14 protein-coding genes are annotated in these 21,121 nt (G+C 30.7%); 5 read left to right on the top strand and 9 right to left on the bottom strand.

Annotated features, from left to right (window positions below):
• Window positions 1–257: 257 nt before the first annotated feature.
• Together ITB9_RS01120 and ITB9_RS01115 are read right to left on the bottom strand one after the other, a co-directional pair.
• Window positions 258–728: a hypothetical protein gene (locus ITB9_RS01120; protein WP_051419235.1), complete on the bottom strand. Its 471-nt coding sequence runs from the start codon at window positions 726–728 to the stop codon at window positions 258–260.
• 14 nt (window positions 729–742) lie between these two features.
• Window positions 743–1,159: a hypothetical protein gene (locus tag ITB9_RS01115; protein WP_028290368.1), complete on the bottom strand. Its 417-nt coding sequence runs from the start codon at window positions 1,157–1,159 to the stop codon at window positions 743–745.
• A 383-nt stretch (window positions 1,160–1,542) separates the two neighbouring features.
• Here ITB9_RS01115 and ITB9_RS01110 point away from each other — a divergent pair, with 383 nt between their 5' ends.
• Complete coding sequence (locus ITB9_RS01110; RefSeq protein WP_054850785.1) at window positions 1,543–2,334, top strand: hypothetical protein; 792 nt, start codon at window positions 1,543–1,545, stop codon at window positions 2,332–2,334.
• A 78-nt stretch (window positions 2,335–2,412) separates the two neighbouring features.
• On the opposite strand, the gene ITB9_RS01105 is transcribed toward ITB9_RS01110, so the two are convergent.
• The 6 genes from ITB9_RS01105 to ITB9_RS01080 all read right to left on the bottom strand — a co-directional run bounded on the left by ITB9_RS01105 (window position 2,413) and on the right by ITB9_RS01080 (window position 7,821).
• Window positions 2,413–3,093, bottom strand: coding sequence for a Lipl32 family lipoprotein (locus tag ITB9_RS01105; protein ID WP_054850784.1), 681 nt, complete (start codon window positions 3,091–3,093; stop codon window positions 2,413–2,415).
• A 34-nt stretch (window positions 3,094–3,127) separates the two neighbouring features.
• Window positions 3,128–3,547 (bottom strand): hypothetical protein, encoded by a 420-nt coding sequence (locus tag ITB9_RS01100; protein ID WP_028290365.1) that lies wholly within the window; start codon window positions 3,545–3,547, stop codon window positions 3,128–3,130.
• 346 nt (window positions 3,548–3,893) lie between these two features.
• Window positions 3,894–4,535, bottom strand: a complete 642-nt coding sequence (locus ITB9_RS01095) for a response regulator transcription factor (protein ID WP_028290364.1) — start codon at window positions 4,533–4,535, stop codon at window positions 3,894–3,896.
• Window positions 4,536–4,539: 4 nt separating this feature from the next.
• A complete protein-coding gene (locus ITB9_RS01090) occupies window positions 4,540–6,633 on the bottom strand; it encodes a sensor histidine kinase (RefSeq protein WP_054850783.1) in 2,094 nt (697 codons plus the stop codon).
• Between the two features lie 148 nt (window positions 6,634–6,781).
• Window positions 6,782–7,270 carry a hypothetical protein gene (locus ITB9_RS01085; protein WP_054850782.1) on the bottom strand — a complete coding sequence of 163 codons (489 nt, stop codon included), beginning with the start codon at window positions 7,268–7,270 and terminating at the stop codon, window positions 6,782–6,784.
• Between the two features lie 74 nt (window positions 7,271–7,344).
• Complete coding sequence (locus tag ITB9_RS01080; protein WP_028290363.1) at window positions 7,345–7,821, bottom strand: Hsp20/alpha crystallin family protein; 477 nt, start codon at window positions 7,819–7,821, stop codon at window positions 7,345–7,347.
• 383 nt (window positions 7,822–8,204) lie between these two features.
• Here ITB9_RS01080 and ITB9_RS01075 point away from each other — a divergent pair, with 383 nt between their 5' ends.
• Together ITB9_RS01075 and ITB9_RS01070 are read left to right on the top strand one after the other, a co-directional pair.
• Window positions 8,205–9,551, top strand: a complete 1,347-nt coding sequence (locus ITB9_RS01075; protein WP_082395980.1) for a VCBS repeat-containing protein — start codon at window positions 8,205–8,207, stop codon at window positions 9,549–9,551.
• A 187-nt stretch (window positions 9,552–9,738) separates the two neighbouring features.
• The gene (locus ITB9_RS01070) at window positions 9,739–10,188 is read left to right on the top strand and encodes a lipocalin family protein (RefSeq protein ID WP_054850780.1); all 450 of its coding nucleotides are present in this window, start codon (window positions 9,739–9,741) and stop codon (window positions 10,186–10,188) included.
• 335 nt (window positions 10,189–10,523) lie between these two features.
• Here ITB9_RS01070 and ITB9_RS01065 read toward each other — a convergent pair whose 3' ends face one another.
• Window positions 10,524–14,207 carry an RICIN domain-containing protein gene (locus tag ITB9_RS01065; protein ID WP_054850779.1) on the bottom strand — a complete coding sequence of 1,228 codons (3,684 nt, stop codon included), beginning with the start codon at window positions 14,205–14,207 and terminating at the stop codon, window positions 10,524–10,526.
• Between the two features lie 451 nt (window positions 14,208–14,658).
• Between ITB9_RS01065 and ITB9_RS01060 the strand changes: the two genes are divergently transcribed.
• A complete protein-coding gene (locus ITB9_RS01060; protein ID WP_054850778.1) occupies window positions 14,659–14,838 on the top strand; it encodes a hypothetical protein in 180 nt (59 codons plus the stop codon).
• 182 nt (window positions 14,839–15,020) lie between these two features.
• The coding region (locus ITB9_RS01055; protein ID WP_054850777.1) for a BspA family leucine-rich repeat surface protein at window positions 15,021–21,121 on the top strand (6,101 nt) is incomplete at its 3' end.

The following is a 21,121-nucleotide window of genomic DNA, read 5'->3' as shown; positions in this document are numbered from 1 at the left end:
CAAGTATTTATACGTACAAACAACTATTTAAAGTTTAGAATCTAATAGTAAAACAAGTATTGATCACAATATAGATTGAAATCTAAGTATAACATACATACATTTTGGATAAACTATATTCTAAAAACTAAGTTTTCACAAAAAACTATGTGTACAATTAGTATTGATTAAAACTAATAAGACAAAACAAAAATATGCCGTATTCAGAATATCAAGTAAAATCCTGAATACAACATATAATTTAATACATAAAATACTTATGAAGTACAGTTAAAAAACGGATCCCACCAGAAATATTTCATTGGAGCTCCTCCAACGGATACACCAATTTTTAATTGATAGGTACATTTACCCTGTACCATAGCAGTTCCAATCCATTGATAAGAAGATATTGCATCTTGCTTTTGAGGGTATCCAAAATTTCCAAAAATATTGACACCTGATGATACTTCAAAACCTACGATTTCAACATTGTCACCTTGACTACCTGCAAGATCTATAGGAAAAGTATTAAAACCAATACCAAAACCTGCAGTTACATTTGAATTTAATTCTAATCCACCTTGACCGGAACTCCCTCCAACTGCATTATTATCCATCATATAAATTCCTTTTCCTGCATATTGACCTGATGTTTGACTATATAAAAACACGGTATCTACAGCAACGTTTATAACTCTTGCAGGAATTACTGTTCCTGCAACAAAATTTGTACTATTATTTCTCATAATATTTAGTTTTATTATGCTTCAACTGGAGTGATTACCACTGGAAGCGTTACGGTTATAGATTCAGACCCACCATTGTAGCTAAACTGGATGTTAGAGTCTACAGTTCCTCCAACAGTACCTGTTTCAAGTTTACCAGTAAACGTATTGGATAAACCTGGAACTGGAGCTGGAGGTGTTGCCCAACCTGATTTTGCTCCAACAGCAGTAATAGTAAAATCACCATTAAATTGTGGATCTATAGGCACAACAGTCCAACACACATTACTACCACTAATAACGTTAGTTTTTAAATTTGCTGTTCCTTCACCTGTAGAATCCTGACTTTTATTGCAAACAGCATAGCATCCAGAGGTTGAACCCTGTTTCATACTATTTACATCTGCCCATACTTGGACAAATACCGTACATTGATTTGGTTGTATTGACATCGATTAATTATTTAGTTTTCTTACTCTATTTAAAATTGGCTTTTCAGATTGCGCCATAATAATTAAAACGAATTGTAGCTACTCAATCGATTATTTCATTATTAATTACAACACAAATATCTGATGAAAACTAAGAAATCATTAGAGTATAAATAATGCTTTTCAAAAACAGGTATAAACACCTAAACCGTTAAATATCAATAAATTAAATGAGTGTTTATCAAGAAAAACAAAATGCAAAAAAAAATAAAAAACTTGATTTATTATCTACTATTAAAAGGACACCATCTTTTTTAATAAGTATAAAAAGAATTATAATTATCATCTACAAGAAATTGAAATTGTAACTTTGATCGATAAACAAACTAAAAACTAATACAAATATGAATTGGAAAAATACATACAATATATCAATTGTTATTTTAATTTCCTTAACCGTTTTATTTATAAAAAATATTTTTAATAATTATTTTTTTTATGGCTACTTAAGAAACCTTTTCAATGTTATAGAAATCATAGTCTTTTTTGGCTTTATAAAAACATTAGACAACTCAATAAAAGCTAAAACTAAAGACAAAAAACTACATATTTTTGAATATGCATTATATGTTGTTATAGTAATAAAAATACTGTCTACTTTAATAACATTATACTATATAGCACAAGCACCTAGATTATTAACACAATTTTTTGTAATACTTACATTATCATTAAACGTAGCTTTAATCTACTTATCTTTTAATGCATTTAAAATTAGAAAACAATTATTAGGAAACTACACTAACAATGGTAATTTAAAGGAAAATAGTTTTGATATTGAATCATTAGAGAGAAAAAAATATACTACAAATTCAGAAAGGTTGAGTCTATGTAAAATTTGTATAAACAAGACATTTGACCCCAAAATAGGTCTATTATGTAATATTGATTATTCTAAACCAAGCTTTAATACTTTTTGTAAAGAGTTTATTGTTGATGAGAAAGAACAAGAAAGAATAATTGAAAATACTACTGTAGAAAAAAAAGGTTTTTTTGGCAGTTGGAAAGGTCCCGTAATCATGTCCATATTGGGATTTATAAGAGCAGCTATTCGCGGATTTGAAGATCCTTTTGGATTAGTGTTTTTAGTTTTAGGTATTAGTTGGCTAGTCATAGCATTAACGTCTAAAAAATAAATACAATTAGCTTATAAAACAACACCTCTTTAAGTAAATAAAGAGGTGTGTCTGTTTAATATAAATAACCAAATTATATTAAAGTTCTTTTTTTAGGTCTTCAATAGTTTTAGCCATTACAACACCTGGTAATTTTACTGGAGCAGCAACTTCTGCTAAAAATGTTCCTTTTACTTCACCTGTTTTATAAGTTGTAAAACCTACTCTGTATAAACCAGCAGTTAAAGCTTTTGTTGGGCTTCCTGTTTCACTTTTATATCTTAAAAGTGAATTATAACTACTTCCACTTGGTTGCTTAGGCATTTCGCTACTGTCATCATTACTTGTTAATGTTGTCCAAGTTGCACTTTTTACAGACTCTTCTGTAACATCTTCTTTCTTAAAAATTGTAGAACGCTCTAAAGTAATATAAGTATCAAAAAAGTCTTCAGACGATGCGTTTTCTGTATATTCATCAGACTTAATAGCATTTTTTACTTTGTTTTTTCCTACTGGAGAAACCATTCTTACACCTAATTCTGGAGCAACAATTGGTACCCAAACATATATGTAATACATTTTTTTACCATCTTTTACTTCATCTTCGTTTCCTGGAGAAGCGTATCCTGCATAAGATATTACATCTGTATAAGGTACTTTAATTGTTTTTGGTCCAATTTTCTTTTCTGTTGAACTTCCAAATTTTTTCAATTTCTGAGCTTCTGCACTAAACATTGCACAAAAAGCTAATACTGATAATGCTACTAATTTAATTTTCATTTTTGTTTATTTAATTGTTGATTATATTTATTTTCTAGAAGAATAATATTGATGCTACAATCATCCAAGCACCAACAAATAATCCTACTACACCAAGTTTACCTTGTTTTGGAGCTAATTTTTCTCTTAAAGCTATAGCTTTTTCTTTTGCAGCTTCATTTTTAGATAAAACAAGTTTATTAATAAGAGTAAACCCTAACATAAACCCTAAAATAGCTTCTACAATACTACCTACTAATAAAGTTGCCCACCATATTGGAAAAGTTGTAATCCATCCTAAATTTAATATTGAAAAAATGATTCCCCAAACACCATAAAAACAAAATGCTAATCCAATCCAACCTTGGTAAGGTTCAATTTTGTCTAAAAGTTCTTTAGCATTAGGTTTTTTTGATAATAGTAATGAAGGCACTGCGATAATACTTAATAAAATTAATGTAATTCCAAAAGTCATAATGTTTTGTTTAAATGGTTAAAATTAGTTTTTGTTTATAATTGAAACAGTTTGTTTGTTTCTATTTCAAATATCCTGAGGCAAATGTATACCAATAGACACCGTTAAATATCACCATATTTAGTGAAATTGAATACCCTGAAAACAGTGACTAATAATTTAATTAACTGATTTTAAACACTTAAAAATGCAATGCAAACTATTTTTTAATACAAAACACAAAATAATGCTAAATACTATTTACAATTAAATTTGGATTGGAGCTAATATGATTCACTATGAAATATTAAAACAAAAAAAAGACTCTAAAATTAGAGTCTTTTTAATAATTAGATGGTATGTTTTTTTAACTAACGTAGCCTTTTTTTATTGCATATTTAGTCAATCCTGCAAGGTTTCTAACATTAAGTTTCGTGATAAGGTTTTTACGATAACTCTCAATAGTATGCTTACTTAAAAACAACTTATCGGCAATTTCTTGCGTAGTAAACTCTTCTGCAATAAGCGAAATAACTTCTACTTCACGTTTAGTTAGCTTAATGTCTTTGTCTTTATTTTTTTCAAATTTACTTTGAAGGTAAATATCTTTTATAGCTTTAGAAAAATATTTTTCTCCACTTAAAATAGTTTCAATAGCTTTTAAAAACTCTTCTTTTTTAGCGTTTTTTTGAAGATATCCATCAACATCACTATCAATAAGATCGTCAATTATTTCTGGAGTATTATGCATACTTACCACCAAAGTTTTAATATTTTTATTGGTGCTTTTTATCCATTTATTTAAAGTAATACCATCTACTTCTGGCATAGTAACATCTGTAATAACAAGATCAATTTTTTCTTCGGTATTTATGTTAATATATTTTTTAACTTCACCACCATGTTTTGCGGTGTATAAAATACTGTAATTACTTTCTGTATTTAAAATACTTAATAAACCATCTAAAAACATTTTATGGTCATCTGCAATAATAAGATTATGCTTCATTTTTTTATGCTTTTAACGGAATTTCTATATTAATATTAGTACCTCTATTGGGTTTAGAATCTATATGTAAAACACCCTTATAATTTTCTACTCTGTTTTTTATATTTGTTAAACCAATACCTAAAGTTGTTTTAGAAGTATCAAACCCTACTCCATCATCTTCGTATACAAAAAACAAGACGTCTTCTAAATAATCTAGCTGTATATCTATTGTTTTTGCTTTGGCGTATTTGATTGTATTTGTGGTTAGTTCTTGAAAAATAGAAAACAATTCGTTTTGTAAAATCTTGTTTAATTTATTAATTTTCACTTCGTCAAAAATAGAAATATTTATGGCTATTTGGCTTGCTTCTTCAACTGTTTTAACATACTCTTTAATTAAAAACACAAAGTCATTTTCTCTTATTTTTTTTGGTAATAAGTTATGAGACAAATTTCTTACCTGCTCATAAGTATCGTCTAATTGCCTATAAATTAATTTTAATTTTTCAGGATGGTTAGATAACTGACTAAACTGTAATTTTATTGCTGCCAGATTACCTCCTACACTATCATGCATGACCTGAGCTATTTTTTTTCGTTCTAAATCTTGACCTCTAACAGAGGCTTTTATAAGTTTTAATTCTTGATCTTTTTTTAACGAAATGACTTGCTGCTCGTTAATTTGTTTTTCTTTTAAATTAAGTAAACTTTGAGCTTGTAGCTTTTGATAATAAATAACTAAAAGCCCTACAATTGGCACTAATAATATAAAAAATGCAATTAAGACTATATATTTAATGGTTCTTTCTCTGTCTAACTCTATTGCTTTAACTGCTTCTTTTTCTTTAAGTAACGAAATTTCATTTTTACGCTTTTTAACACCATTTTGCAATTGCAATACTTGATTTTCATTTTGCTTTGCTATAATCGTTTTTTGCAGTTTGAATCTTTCAATATCAGCTTCTTTTTTCTTAATATTTAAGCTTTTATTTAAATTTTCAATTTGTAAAGATTTTATAGTTTTTTCTTTTTCTAAGGTTTTAAACTTAACTTCAAGTCGGTTAATTTCTTTTTCAGTTATAGAGTTGTCTATACTGTCTTTTATTTGGTAATATTTTTTACCGTAGTTGTAAGCATTTCTATAATCTTTTTTTCTAGAAGATAATTTTTCTAACATTAAATAGCTATTCATCTCAATATTTAGATTACCTAATTGCATAGCTTTAACTAATGTTTCAGTAAAAATCAAAAGTGCTTCATCATCCTTATTCTGATTAAATAAAATATTTCCAATTTCACCTAAAGCATTTAACTCTAAATTATAAAACTTATTTTTAAAACTTATATCTTTTGCTTCATAAAAAAAAGATAAGGCTTTATCTTTATCTCTAGTTAGATAATTACTTCCTAAGTTAATTAGTATATTTACTGAAGCTTTCCTTCTAAAACCATCTTTTTCACAAATTGCTTTTGCTTTTTGTAAGTAACTGTTGGATTTGTCATATTCTAAAAGCGAAGAGTATATTGCGCCTAAATTGATATAGCTACCTAAAATAATTTCGTTATCGTCTGAAAATTTTATACATTTCTCAAACAACTCTAAAGCTTCTTTTGTTTCACCAAGTGTAACATAAGCACTAGCTAAATCGTGTAAGTGAGTGTAATATAAATTTTTTTCGTTATGCTTTTCACTTAACTCGGCTCCTTTAATATGCCAGTTTTTACTTTCTTCATATAACCCCTTATTTTTATTGTTTAATGCAAGTAATTGATAAGATAAAATAGTTAATCTTATACCTAAAGAGTCGCTTACATTGTGTTTGTTTTCAAGAGCTTTGTGGGTATAGTATATAGACGAATCTGTTGCGACATATCTGTTATGATAATAGGCCAGTAACAAATAAGTATTGGTTCTAGATTTACCAAATTTAAAAGTTGGTAATAAAGCATGTGCCTGTTGATAGGCTTTTTTGTATAAACCATTATTGAAATAGTCTAATAATTGAGCTACTTTTTCATCTTCATTTTTTGAATTAGCTTCTGAGTTTTGCGAAATACTTAAACATGCATTACACAAAAACAGAAAAATAAATATGTTTTTAAACTTAAAAATCATGCACAAATGTAACTAATACAAAGTGGATTACCATCCCTGAAAACAGGGTTTAATGGCTAAAACCATTTAATTTACAATAATACATTAACAGCTCGTAAAAACCACATCTAATATGAAATTATATAGTTAAAAAAAAGACGAAAACTAATTAGTCTTCGTCTTCTGGTTTAAAAAGTTCTGATTGATATTTTTCTAAAAATTTCTTTTGTCTTTCAATCATTTGTAAGCGTATTTTATCAATATCCATAAAATCTTTTCCAAACGGACTCACAAAAAATTGGTCGTTAAAAAAATGATTGCTAAAAAGCGAATCTTCAGCAAAAACATTTTCAAAACCTTCATTTTCAAACTGCGAAAAGTTTGAAAAAAATCTTGATTTCAAAGATTGCATGATACTATCTTTATCTTTAAATTCCAAGCTATCTATTTTCATGTTAGAGGACCAAGAATAGATGCTATCATATTTTACTAAATTACCATTTTCATCAAAAACTTTATCCACTTTCCAGGTACCTTCGGGTACTGAAGTACTATTGTTTTTAGTATGGTTTACATCTTCATTTGTGTCTTTAATGTCTTGACCGTTACAACTAACACTAAAAAAAACTAAGGACAATAATAAAATATATTTTTTCATTACATTAGGTTTTAAATTAATAATACTGTTAAAGACAAGTCATAAACAGACTTATCTTTAACAGTTATAAAACGTTATGAAATTTTAATGGTGCGTGGAGGCTTTTGTTTTGCTTCTTCTTTTTTAGGTAATAGTAGACTTAAAATTCCATCAGTATATTTAGCATTAATCTTTTCATCATTAACACTTTCTGGTAAATTAAAGGTCCTTTTAAAAGAGGAATAACCAAACTCTCTACGAGTATAATTGGCATTTTTGTCTTCATTTTCTGCCTTTGTTTCAGTAAAAATAGACAATACTTGATTATCTAAGTCAATATGAAAATCTGATTTTTTAAGACCAGGAACTGCCATTTCTACCATAAAAGCATCTGCTGTTTCTTTAATATTAACCTTAGGTAAGGTCATTCCGGTGTTAAAATTTGAAGTAAAAACTGATGGTAAATCTCTATTAAATAGATCATCAAACCAGTTGGACAAAGTTGGGAAGTTTGCGTTTGAATTAGTGTTTGCTAAACTTCCGTTTTTAGGAACATTAACTAAATTGCTCATAAGTACAAAATTTTAAATTAAACATTATTTCAAATTGAAATCTTAAATATTTCAATGTAATAAATACAAAAAAAATACCATTTCAATATAAATGACATTTTTTTATGCTTTAAACACTACAATAGACATGTTTATTATAAATTTTATGAACATTTGACATATTTTAACTTTAATAAATGACACTTTTTCATTTAAACACACTAATTTTTGGCTAAAGTACTAAAGTAAGAAATATCATACATTACTACAAAAGCTAATTTTAACAACTACTAAAATATTTAATAGTCTTTAACATTCAAATTAATTTATATTTGTAAAATACTGATATAAAAAGACATACAGTGGTAAAAACTTAACATATACTAATAGCTAAAAATTGTAAAATGATGAATACACCTACAATATCAACATATCTATTAATATTAATTTCTTTAGTAACTTCCTCAACTGTATATTCTCAATTTTCAAATCCTGTTCTGATTGAAGCAAATACAGGAATAATTACAAATATTATAACAGCAGATATTAATAATGACAATTTAAAAGACATAATAATTACAAAAAAATTTTCTACCAATAGTCTTATTTCTTATTACTTAAACCAAGGCAATCTAAACTTTAGCCCAGAAGTTACTATAGCTACAGGAAGTAGTCAGGTAACTAATATAGCTATAGGAGATTTTGATAATAATAATTGGCTTGATATTGTAAGCATTGGAGATGAAACAAATTCTGTAACACTATATATGAATAATGCAATGTCTTTTTCGTCACAAATCATTGATTCATTTGCGTTTTTCGAAAGTGATATAGATGTGGTCGATATAGATAATGATAACAATTTAGATATTGTAGCCATTGGTGGTACTATTTTAAAAGTATACTATAATGATGGGATGGCTAATTTTACATCTCAAACCATTACAGGACCAATAGAGGATTTTTTTGATATAACCATAAGTGATATTGATGCTGATGGATTTGAAGACGTTATTACTGGAGGAAGCAATATTTCGGTTTATAAAAACAATAATGGAACCTTAAGTTACGATGCTGTTAGAAGCAATCAAATACCTAATACATTTAATCTTTTTGTTAGGTTAGTAGATATTGATAATGATGGTGATGTAGATTTATTTAGCGAAAATGACAATTCAACTGGTATTAGATGGATGAAAAATGATGGTAATGGTAATTTTTCTAATCTGCAAATTATAGATCCTTCTGCAATAAATATTAGATCAGGTACTTTAAAGGATTTTGATAATGACAACGATTTAGACTTTATTATAATTAAAGATTTCAATCTGTACTTGTATACAAATGATGGTTCTGGTAATTTTAGCACTCCAATTCTTATTCAGGATGCTGAAACCATCATTAGTGTTATAGCATCAGGAGATCTTAATAACAATGGGTTAGAAGACATTATATGGTCAGCAGATTTATCAATTCAAGAAAATAATTTAGTACTATCTAATGAAGAATATTTAATAAGTAATAATTTAATAAAGATTTATAAAAATACTTCATCTAACATTTTAATGTTAGACAGTCCAAAAAATGGAACGTTATACATCTTAAACACAAAAGGGCAAATAGTTTATAATGATTTACCTGTAAAAAAGGGAATAAACCATATAAAAACAAATTTAGAAACGCAGCTGTACTTCTTCAAAATAAAATTAGAAACTAATATAACAATAACAAAAAAGGTGCTACTCAAATAATCACTTTTAAACATACAAAAGCGTCATACAACAACATATAAAATTTAATACAAGTTTTAGCTTATTTACTAAAATTCATGTGGTATATTTTATCTGTGATTTAATTGCTAACTTTAACGCTTAAACATGTAGGTAAATTTATATTATCATAAAGTAACCAATTTAAACATGAACCAAAATTAAATATATGAAAACAAGTAAATTATTATGTATTATAATAATATCAATTTTTACATATAGTTGTAATAGTGATGATGATGATTCAAACTCAAATTCTCAAAATTATTCTGAATTAATTATTGGAGAATGGGGTTTTACATCACAAACTTTAAATGGAAATAATATCGATTTTGATGATGAATGTCAACAAAATAATGAGTATCAAATTTATAGTTCTAATGGAATTTATGAACAAACTGAATTTGAAAACCTAACCGGAAATGGTTGCGAACAAGTTAGTAGTTCAAACGGAACTTGGATGATTGATGATAATATTCTGAATTTTACACAAAATGGAGATTCATATTCAGCCGAAATTTTAGAATTAAATGAATCAATATTGAGATATAAACTATCAATCGATTATGATGAAGATAGAAACTTAGACGAATTTACTCAAACATTAACAAAATTATAGATAAAGCAACTACAACTCTGCATATAATTTATAGCTAGTCCTACCCTACTTACAATAATACGCGCATATTTTGTATTCGGTTTGTATTTATTAAGTTAGTTGTTAAATCACGTAGCTAACCTCATCAAAGACGTTGTATAAAAAAGCTGACCCACTTAAGGTTTACTCAATAAATAACCGTCTATAACATTATAAATTCATGCCTTTATAAATTTCAATTTCCATCGGTTTTAAACCGCTTAGAAAATTCAAGAAATTTCTAGCCTTTAAAAAGTGTTTATCACGCTTTTTTTGTTAACTATAAAGGCATGAATTTAACTACTAGTCTCTATATTTTAGTTTACTAGAATTTTTTTAGTTGTAAAAACACCTTGTTGTTCAACTCTAACAAAATAGAACCCAGAGTGTCCAAATAATGTGCGATCTATTTTAAGATATTGTTCATTGGTTTCGGTGTGATATACAGTATTACCTTGTAAATCAATAATACTTACTTTTGATGTTTTAGAGTGTCCTAAATAAATGGTTAATACCCCTTCTTTTAATGGGGTTGGATATAAAACAATCGTATCGTCTTGGTCTTCAATAGTGGTATCAATTCTGGAAACAGAACTAGATGTAGCACTATCTATTACAATTAATTTTGAAGTAACACCTTGAGAACAAATAGCACGTAAAACCAGCGTATATTCAGTACCTGATGCTAAACCATTGATTGTTATTGGTGATGAAGTCCCACTTGCATAGGACGTTGCAATCGGATTATTAATGTTTCCAGTAAACTGTCCTTTAGGCCAAGCTCTTAACTCATATCTATTACTACCTGTAAACTCATTAAATCCTATTGAAATAGATTGATTTGTTTCACCCACTTTTCTAACTGAAGTTATTGCTCCATTTACAGTACATGGTCCAGATGTAAAAGTATCAATCTGTATCATTTCTGATGCGCCTCCTGTACTACAAATAGCACGTATAACAACTGTATATTCAGTCCCTGCTGTTAATCCATCAATAGTTATTGGAGAGGAAGATCCACCTTTGAATGCTGCTGCTGTTGGAGTATTAATATTTCCTGTAAACTGACTTTTAGGCCAAGCTCTAACTTCGTATGTATTTACGCCTTCAAGTGTATCAAATGCCAATGTAATGGACGTATTAGTTGCATCTGTAGTCTCAAAATTAGAAATAGCAGTACTAGCAGAACAAACGTACTCAACTCTAATAATTTTCCAATTTTGATTTGCATTTCCTGCTACGTATGGCCATAAATGCATACCATTACCATTGTTTCTATCTACGACCTTTTCGCAGTGTAAAGGCTCTAAAAAATAATCTTCACCAACTTTAGTAATCCCCCATTTTTGATGATTACCACTAGTCGAATTATACGTTCCTAAATTAAGATTAGCATTCTCTGCTTTTTCATTTTTATTACAAGCAGCATAAGGTACCTCTAAAAATTCATTATTTCTAAGGTTTTTAATCGTGTAATAAGTACCTTCTTTGGTAATTTGCCATTGAGCACTAACATCGGTAGTTAACGCTGTATTTACAACACGTCCATTAGGACTATTAATTTTAAAATCATTAGTTGGGTTTTGAACATAGTATACTCCATCAGCTAAATTAGCATCTGGTCTAACATTATCCTCAACTCTAATAATTTTCCAATTTTGATTTGCATTTCCTGCTACGTATGGCCATAAATGCATACCATTACCATTGTTTCTATCTACGACCTTTTCGCAATGTAAAGGTTCTAAAAAATAATCTTCACCAACTTTAGTAATCCCCCATTTTTGATGATTACCACTAGTCGAATTATACGTTCCTAAATTAAGATTAGCATTCTCTGCCTTTTCATTTTTATTACAAGCAGCATAAGGCACTTCTAAAAATTCATTATTTCTAAGATTTTTAATCGTGTAATAAGTACCTTCTTTGGTGATTTGCCATTGTGCACTAATATCGGTAGTTTCCGCTGTATTCACAACACGTCCATTAGGACTATTAATTTTAAAATCATTAGTTGGATTTTGAATATAGTATACTCCATCAGCTAAATTAGCATCTGGTCTAACATTATCCTCAACTCCTGTATTACAACTTTCTCCTGGTAAATCATAACAAATACCTGTAGGGCCTTGGATTATATTCCAATTTGGTCCAGGTACCCAGTTATCTCCTACTTCATAAGCTCCAACATCAGGAGCTGCGCCAATAAAACCATTAGTATAACCACTAATAACTCTACCTGCATCTACTGCTAATGTTCCATTATTTAACCTATAATTGTTCGCATTAAAGTTTATAAATGAGGTTTGATCTACAAGGTTGTTTTGTTTATCAGACTGTGGCTCCCAAGTCCCTTCTGTTTCCTGATTTCCACCTTGATCAGTTCTATACGTATCCGTAATATTATTCCATACTTTAACATTAGTAAACGCCGTACCTGCTTTATGCCAAGCTCCCATAGTACCGCCATCAGCTTTGACTAACGTATTATTAAATATATCAATATCCTTTCCATTCCAATTAATTTGAATATTTGTCCACTCGACATTCCAAACCACATTACGGTATACTCTAACATTTTCAGCATCATTATCTAAATAAATCCCTGCTGCTTTCTTCAATTCGCCTCTACTTTCCGCGTCATGAAACCAGTTGTGATGAATATCCATATTTAAACCTTTGTTAATGGTATAAAGTAAACCACAATCATCAGCAATAAGGTTACTATAAGAGATATCATTCCAAGCAACTTCAGAATTTTTGCTTGTTATCTGAATACCATCTCTACCACCACGAGAGATATTATTACGTAAAACCTTCGTGTTTTTACCTCTAGCCATGACAGGAGCATCATAAGAACCTAAAAAGTCAAAATCATGAATATAATTATTCCTAATGATTGTAGCATCTCCAGAATCCCAAACACCTGTTCCGTCTCCAAAACCTACTTCAGAATTTTCAATAATGGTGTTTTTAGATCCATATTTAATATCAACTGCATTGATACCCGAATTAAAATTTGGACTAATACCTCGTGTCATACTTCCATATAACACCTTTACTCCTTTTAAATTATTTCCGTTTCCTTTAATACTTACTGTACCTCCAAATAGGGCAAGATTTTCAATATGTATATAATTACGATTTTCTAAGTCAGCGGTCACGCGTCTTTTTGCCATTTGCACTTCTCCATCATTAGGTTTTACACCACCAGGTAGTTGCACAAAAAGTGTGTTTGTGTTAGCGTCAAAGTACCATTCGTTTTGATAATCTAAGGCTTCTTTAATGCCTTCTAAATAATAATCGCCTTTATCTCCAGGTGGATGTGCAGTAATTATCCAATTTTGATTTTTGACCGCATCAAAAGTTACTCTTCCAGAAGATTGGTTTTTTATCCGCGCTCTCCATGTTGTCCATCCTGATCCTGAACGGTCTCCGTAAAACATAATAGACCCTCCTTTTGACCATGGCCAATTTGGAATATCTCCATCTGTTAAAAAAGCATTTATAGACACCTCATCTTGACTTCCGCCCTCATTACGTAATGAATTTAATGTAAAACGATCGCCATCGGTATTATTGGGCCATCTGGCTAAATCCAAAACGGTAGCGCCTCGGATTACAAAATTACGTTGCTCTAAGTCCCAATTTACAGTAGTTTTCCATATACTGCCTCCATCAGATGTCCACCCGCTTAAGGCTTGCATTGCTGAAATAATAACTTTTTCTCCTTGTTTAGAGGTATAAACAATAGGGTTTCCTGGTGTTCCTGATTTTGAAGGTTTGATAGTTTCCTCATAAGTCCCCTCTCCAATAACAATAGTATTACCAGGATTAGCTACTGCAGATGCTTTTGCTATTGTTTTAAAAGGTTGATTTACTGTGCCTGGATTGGCATCATCTCCTGTTTTTGAAACATAAATGCGCTGTGCATGTATGCGACTAAATGAAAAGAGCACAACTAACGTTATGACTCCTTTAAAGACATTAATTAATTTCATGATTTAATAATTTAATGGTTGATAATTTATTATTTGATAAAATTAACGTCTTTTTTTAACAAAAAACATCTCTTCATCGTGTTTTTAGATAAAAAAAGTAAAATCATTCAATAAGATATAAACCACAGCTTATTTAATGTTTTAGTTTCATAAATTTCATGGTATACTGACTACTTTCAATCAGCAAAACAGAAAACATGTAAGAGCTTTTTAGTCCAGTATTAACAAAAGAGAAACTGACACAGATCAAATAAGAACTTTATAAAAAACTGTACCAAGACAAAGCACAATTATGATGAGCTTTTCTTTTCTAAACAAAGCTAGTATTTTAAAAAAAGTAAGCGAAAAACCACTGAAATCTGAACCATTACATTTTTCACTGAATTCAGGGTGTAAAAGTTTTATAAAGAATAAGACCTTTGCATTTTGAAACAAATGTAATACTATAAATATGACATTAAAAGAGCTATCATTATCACAAAAAACGGAGTTAACATCCGCATGCTTTACTGACTTAAAATCATGGACTTTAACTATTGAAAATAATGAGGTTTTCAGAGAACAACATAAAATAGCTTTCGATATAGTAAGGACTATTTATAAAATTAATGAGTCAACTTCTATTAAATAAGCAAAAACATAGCTGAATATAACACTAAATCAAAAAACCGTTAGATGTAAACGCTTACCTCTAATCAAATACTAATTACGTTCAAAAAACGAACTATTTTAAGTCAACAAACCCAAACACTAAGTAAATTATTACTCTCAAAATTTAAAATTAATTTTGCCGATTTTTTAAAATTTAATTTCATGAAACACACGATTACTTTACTTTTTTTATTTTTAAGTCTTACGTCTTTGTCACAAACCGAATTCTCATCGCTTTGGAATACGTCTAATACTGACACAGGGACTTCTGCAATTAACGAAATTAAAATACCAACAAATCCAGCGTATACTTATAATTATAATATAGATTGGGGAGATGGACAAACAGACACTGGAGTTACCGGAGATATCACTCATACTTATGTAACTCCAAACACGTATACAATAACTATAAGTGGTACATTCCCTTCTATATATTTTAATAATCAAGGTGATAAATTAAAAATTATAGAAATTTTAAACTGGGGTAATATCCAATGGAAAACCATGGAAAATGCTTTTTATGGTTGTGAAAATTTAAATTTTGATGCCATAGATGCTCCTGATTTATCACAGGTAACAACGCTTAAAAACATGTTTAAAAATGCCGAAGCTTTCAACGGTATTATAAATCATTGGGATGTAAGTACCATTACAGATCTTTCAGGTATCTTTTATGGCGCTTCTATTTTTAATAGACCTTTAGACTTATGGAATACAGGTAATGTTACAGATATGTCAGAAACATTCTACAACACATCAAGCTTCAATGAGCCTCTAGACAATTGGAATACAGCACAAGTAACGACAATGTCTAAAATGTTTTATTCTGCTTCTGCATTTAATCAAAGTATAAATGGTTGGGAAGTTAGTAATGTAACAGATATGTCTTTCATGTTTTATAACACCACTTTTAACCTTCCATTAAGTAGTTGGTTAGTTAATAATGTAACTGACATGTCTTATATGTTTAGAGACGCAGATTTTAATCAACCTATAGAAATTTGGAACGTAAGTAATGTACAAGACATGTCGTATATGTTTTATAAAAATACAGTCTTTGATCAACCACTAAACAGTTGGATAGTTAGCAGTGTTACCAATATGTCTCATATGTTTGATGGATACTTTGGAAGTACTAGATTTAACCAGCCAATTAACGATTGGGACGTTAGCAATGTAACCAACATGAGTTTCATGTTCAGGGATAACAGATATTTTAATCAACCTTTAAATAGTTGGATTGTTAGTGCGGTTACAGATATGGAGTCGATGTTTGATGGTGCAACTCAATTTAATGAGGATATTACAACCTGGGATGTTAGTAATGTTGTTGATATGCAATCAATGTTTGAAACTGCTTATCTATTTAATCAGGATATTACAGGTTGGGTTGTTAGTAATGTTACTAATATGAATAATATGTTTCGTTCTGCAAATGCGTTTAATCAAGCTATTGCAAGTTGGGATGTTAGTAAAGTAACAGACATGAGTGCTATGTTTGCATCAAATACTACTTTTAACCAACCTCTTGAAATATGGGATGTCAGTAAGGTTAAAAATATGAGTTCTATGTTTAGTTCAGCACGTGTTTTTAATCAACCTTTAAATGGTTGGGTGACTTCAGAAGTAACCAATATGTCATACATGTTTTACTCCTCTACGACTAACCCTTCAACTTTTAACCAACCATTAAATAACTGGGACACGTCCTCCGTATCCAATATGTCTAGCATGTTTAGAAATGCAACTGCATTTGACCAGAGCTTAGCATCCTGGAACATAAGTAACGTAACAAACATGGCCGACATGTTAGATGATTCTGGTTTGTCTCAAACTAATTACGATAACACATTAATTGGTTGGGAGGCGCAAACGGTAAGAAATTACGTAACACTTGGTGCAGAAGGATTAAACTATTGCGATAGTTTGAACCAACGACAAAACCTAATTGATAACTCTAATTGGACAATAAATGACGATATTATTAATTGTTCATTTGTAATTTGTACGTCTTTGGTTTCTCCTCTTAATGGTGATACTAACGTCCCATCAAATACAGATATAATTTGGGAAATGGTTCCTGGAGCTACAGGTTATAAAATTAGTTATCGAATAGAAAATAGTGGTGTCGTTACTACTGTAGTAACAGACCTAGATGTCGGTAATGTAACTGGTTTAGACTTGACAACAGATTTAACACCTGGCGACACTGTTTTCGTAACCGTAGTGCCTTACAATGCAACAGATGGAGATGCTATAGGATGTACAGAAGAAAGTTTTAGTGTTATATCTAGTTGGGTTAATGACCCTACAGCCTTTAAAATTACTATAGACACCAGTCTATCACAAAGCTATACTAGTGATGATAATCAAATTAGAATAGATGCTAACTCTGGATATCCAGATTACCTAACTTATAATTACTCTATAGACTGGGGAGATAATCAATTCAATAATAATGTAACTGGAGGTATTACCCATACTTACCTTGTCCCAGGTATTTATACCATCAGTATTATTGGAGACTATCCAGCTCATTACTATTCTAATTTTGCTCGAGACAATCAAAAATTACTGTCTATAGATCAATGGGGAACCCAACAATGGCAATCAATGAAAAACGCATTCTATTATTGTAGAAATATGGAATACAACGCTACAGACTTACCTGATTTGTCACAGGTAACAACCACATATCGTATGTTTGGTTCTACCAATCTTTTTAATGGTAATATAAACGATTGGGATGTTAGTAATATTGAAGACATGTCTAGTATGTTTCAAAGTGCTACTGCTTTTAATCAACCTTTAAATGATTGGGATGTATCCAATGTCAACAATATGAATTATATGTTTTATGGGACTAGCATTTTTGACCAACCATTAGACAATTGGGTGACAAGCAATGTTACTAGTATGAACAGTATGTTTTCTTATACTAGTGCATTTAACCAAAACATAAACAGCTGGGATGTAAGCGCAGTGACCAGTATGAAACAGATGTTTAATAGAGCAAGTCTATTCAACCAACCTCTACTTGATTGGGATGTGACCGCTGTTATCACCATGGAAGAAATGTTTAACAGCGCAAGCAACTTTAATCAACCAATAGACAATTGGATTGTTAGTAATGTCACTAACATGTCTTCAATGTTTGAAAATGCAACAGCTTTCAATCAAAATATTAATAGTTGGAATGTCACTTCTGTGAACGACATGAGTTCTATGTTTGAAAGTGCGACTAACTTCAATACGCCTTTAGATAACTGGATTCCAATTGCAGTAACCAACATGCAGTCTATGTTTGAAAGCGCAGAGGTGTTTAATCAAGACATTAGTGCCTGGAACGTAACCAATGTTATAAATATGGCGTCAACATTTAAAAACGCTAAAGCTTTTAACAAACCACTAAATGGATGGGATGTCAATTCTGTAGTAGATATGACCTCTATGCTTGAATACGCCGAAGTCTTTAACCAACCATTAAATCTTTGGGATGTTAGTGCTGTTGCTAACATGTCTTCTATGTTTAAAAATGCTTCGCTATTTAACCAAGACTTAAACGATTGGACCGTTAGCTCTGTTACTTTAATGCCTTCTATGTTTGAAAACGCTAGTGCTTTTGACTCACCAATTAATGATTGGACTGTTGCTTCTGTTACTAATATGGAAAGTATGTTTAAAAATGCCATACTTTTTAATCAAACACTAAACAATTGGAACACTGGTGAAGTATTAACCATGGCAGAAATGTTTTATGGTGCCTCTAATTTTAATCAAAATATAGACATTTGGAATGTGTCCTTTGTTAACACAATGCAAGCCATGTTTAAAAATGCAACAAGTTACAATCAAACCATGAACTCATGGAATGTGGCTTCTGTAACAACTATGGAAGAAATGTTTCGAGGGGCTAGCATTTTTAATGGAACTATCGACAGCTGGAATGTAAGAGGTGTGATCACTATGGAAGAAATGTTTTACGACGCCATAGCTTTTAATCAATCGCTTAATAACTGGAAAGTTCTTAATGTGTCTAATATGATCTCTATGTTTAGAAACGCAACAGCTTTCGATCAGAATTTAGACGATTGGAATATTGGAACCACAGATATGAAATACATGTTCAGTAATGCCACAGCTTTTAATCAACCGTTATCGGCTTGGGATGTTAGTAACGTGACCAACATGCAATACATGCTTGATTATACTGCATTATCTAGAGAAAATTATGATACAACATTAATCGCTTGGTCTGAGCTTGCCTTAAATTCTAATATAAATCTTGGTGCTCAAAATCTATTGTATTGTGATGCTCAAGCACAAAGACAATCTATAATTGATACTTATGGATGGACTATTACAGGAGATATTTTAGACTGTCCTATACCAACTTGTACTCAATTAATTTCACCTTTAAATGGAGACATCGATGTACCTGTTAACACAAACATCAATTGGGAACCAACACCTTACACTAACGCCTATTTATTAACTGTCGTAGCACAGCCTGGTAATATCCTATTAGTGGATAACGAAACAGTTACTGAAACATCTTATCAATTTTTATCAGATTTTTCAGGAAGTGAAATTGTAGAAGTTACAATTACACCTTTTAATGATGAAGGACAAGCATTGGCTTGTACAACCGAAAGTTTTACTATTACCAATAATAGTACACCAACAGTGCCAGATTGTACAACATTAACATTACCATTACATGACAGTATGGATATAGCTGTAGATACTGATATAGAATGGGAACCAATTGCTAGTGCCGATGGGTATAGAATCACAGTAGGAACAACTTCTGGTGGTAATGATATACTAAATGATATCGATGTTGCCAATGTAACAGCCTATCAATTAACTACAGACCTTCCTGAAAACACTATAATTTATGTGCAAATAACACCATATAACACTATTGGAGATGCCATAACATGTGCCGAAGAGAGTTTCACCACAGAAACTATTCCTGTTGCTCCAGAGTGTACTAGCTTAACACTACCCTTAGATGGTGCTACAGATGTCTTAATAGATACAGATTTTTCTTGGAATGCTATCCCTAATGCTACAGGGTACTTACTGTCATTAGGGACCACTAGTGGTGGTATTGAAATTCTTAATAGTATTGATGTCGGAAATGTAACAACTTACGATCTTCCTAATAACTTAGATACTAATCGTTTAATTTTTGTAAACATAACACCTTATAACGCTGTAGGTGATGCTATAGGTTGTGCTGAAGAAAGTATTAGAACCGGAGATGCTGCTTCAACAGATCCTCCAAATTGTACCAGTCTAACTACACCATTAAACAATGCAACTGACGTGGACATTACGACGGATTTAAGTTGGACTGCTATAACAGAGGCTACTGGATATATAATCTCTGTAGGGACTACAACTGGTGGTACTGATATTTTAGATAACCAAGATGTTGGTAATGTAACTACTTATAACCTAGTTTCTGATTTACCTGAAACAACTACAATATTCGTAACAATTGCACCATATAACGCGATAGCTACCGCTACAGGATGTACTGAAGAATCATTTACAACTGAAACGCTACCTACGCCTCCTAACTGTACAACTTTGACTAGTCCACTAGACAACGCAACTGACGTAGACATTACTACGGATTTAACTTGGAATGCGGCAACTGACGCAACTGGATATAGTATCTCTGTAGGGACAACTTCTGGCGGAACGGATATTATAGATAACCAAGATCTTGGAGATGTAACAACTTACAACTTGGTATCAGATTTACCTGAAACAACTACAATATTCGTAACCATTACACCATATAACGCTGTTGGTAATGCAATAGGATGTACTGAAGAAGCATTTACAACTGAAACGCTACCTACGCCTCCTAACTGTACAACTTTGACTAGTCCACTAGACAATGCAACTGACGTAGATATTATTACGGATTTAACTTGGAATGCGGCAACTGACGCAACTGGATATAATATCACTGTAGGGACAACTTCTGGCGGAACGGATATTATAGATAACCAAGATCTTGGAGATGTAACAACTTACAACTTGGTATCAGATTTACCTGAAACAACAACCATATATGTTACCATTACACCATATAACGCTGTTGGTAATGCAATAGGATGTACTGAAGAAGCATTTACAACTGAAACACTACCTACGCCTCCTAACTGTACAACTTTGACTAGTCCACTAGACAATGCAACTAACGTTGACATTACTACGGATTTAACTTGGAATGCGGC

The sequence above is a fragment of the Olleya sp. ITB9 genome (assembly GCF_001315805.1).
Taxonomy (GTDB): domain Bacteria; phylum Bacteroidota; class Bacteroidia; order Flavobacteriales; family Flavobacteriaceae; genus Olleya; species Olleya sediminilitoris.
Note: the sequence above shows the minus strand (reverse complement) of the source record. Positions and strands in the feature narration are given on the sequence as shown.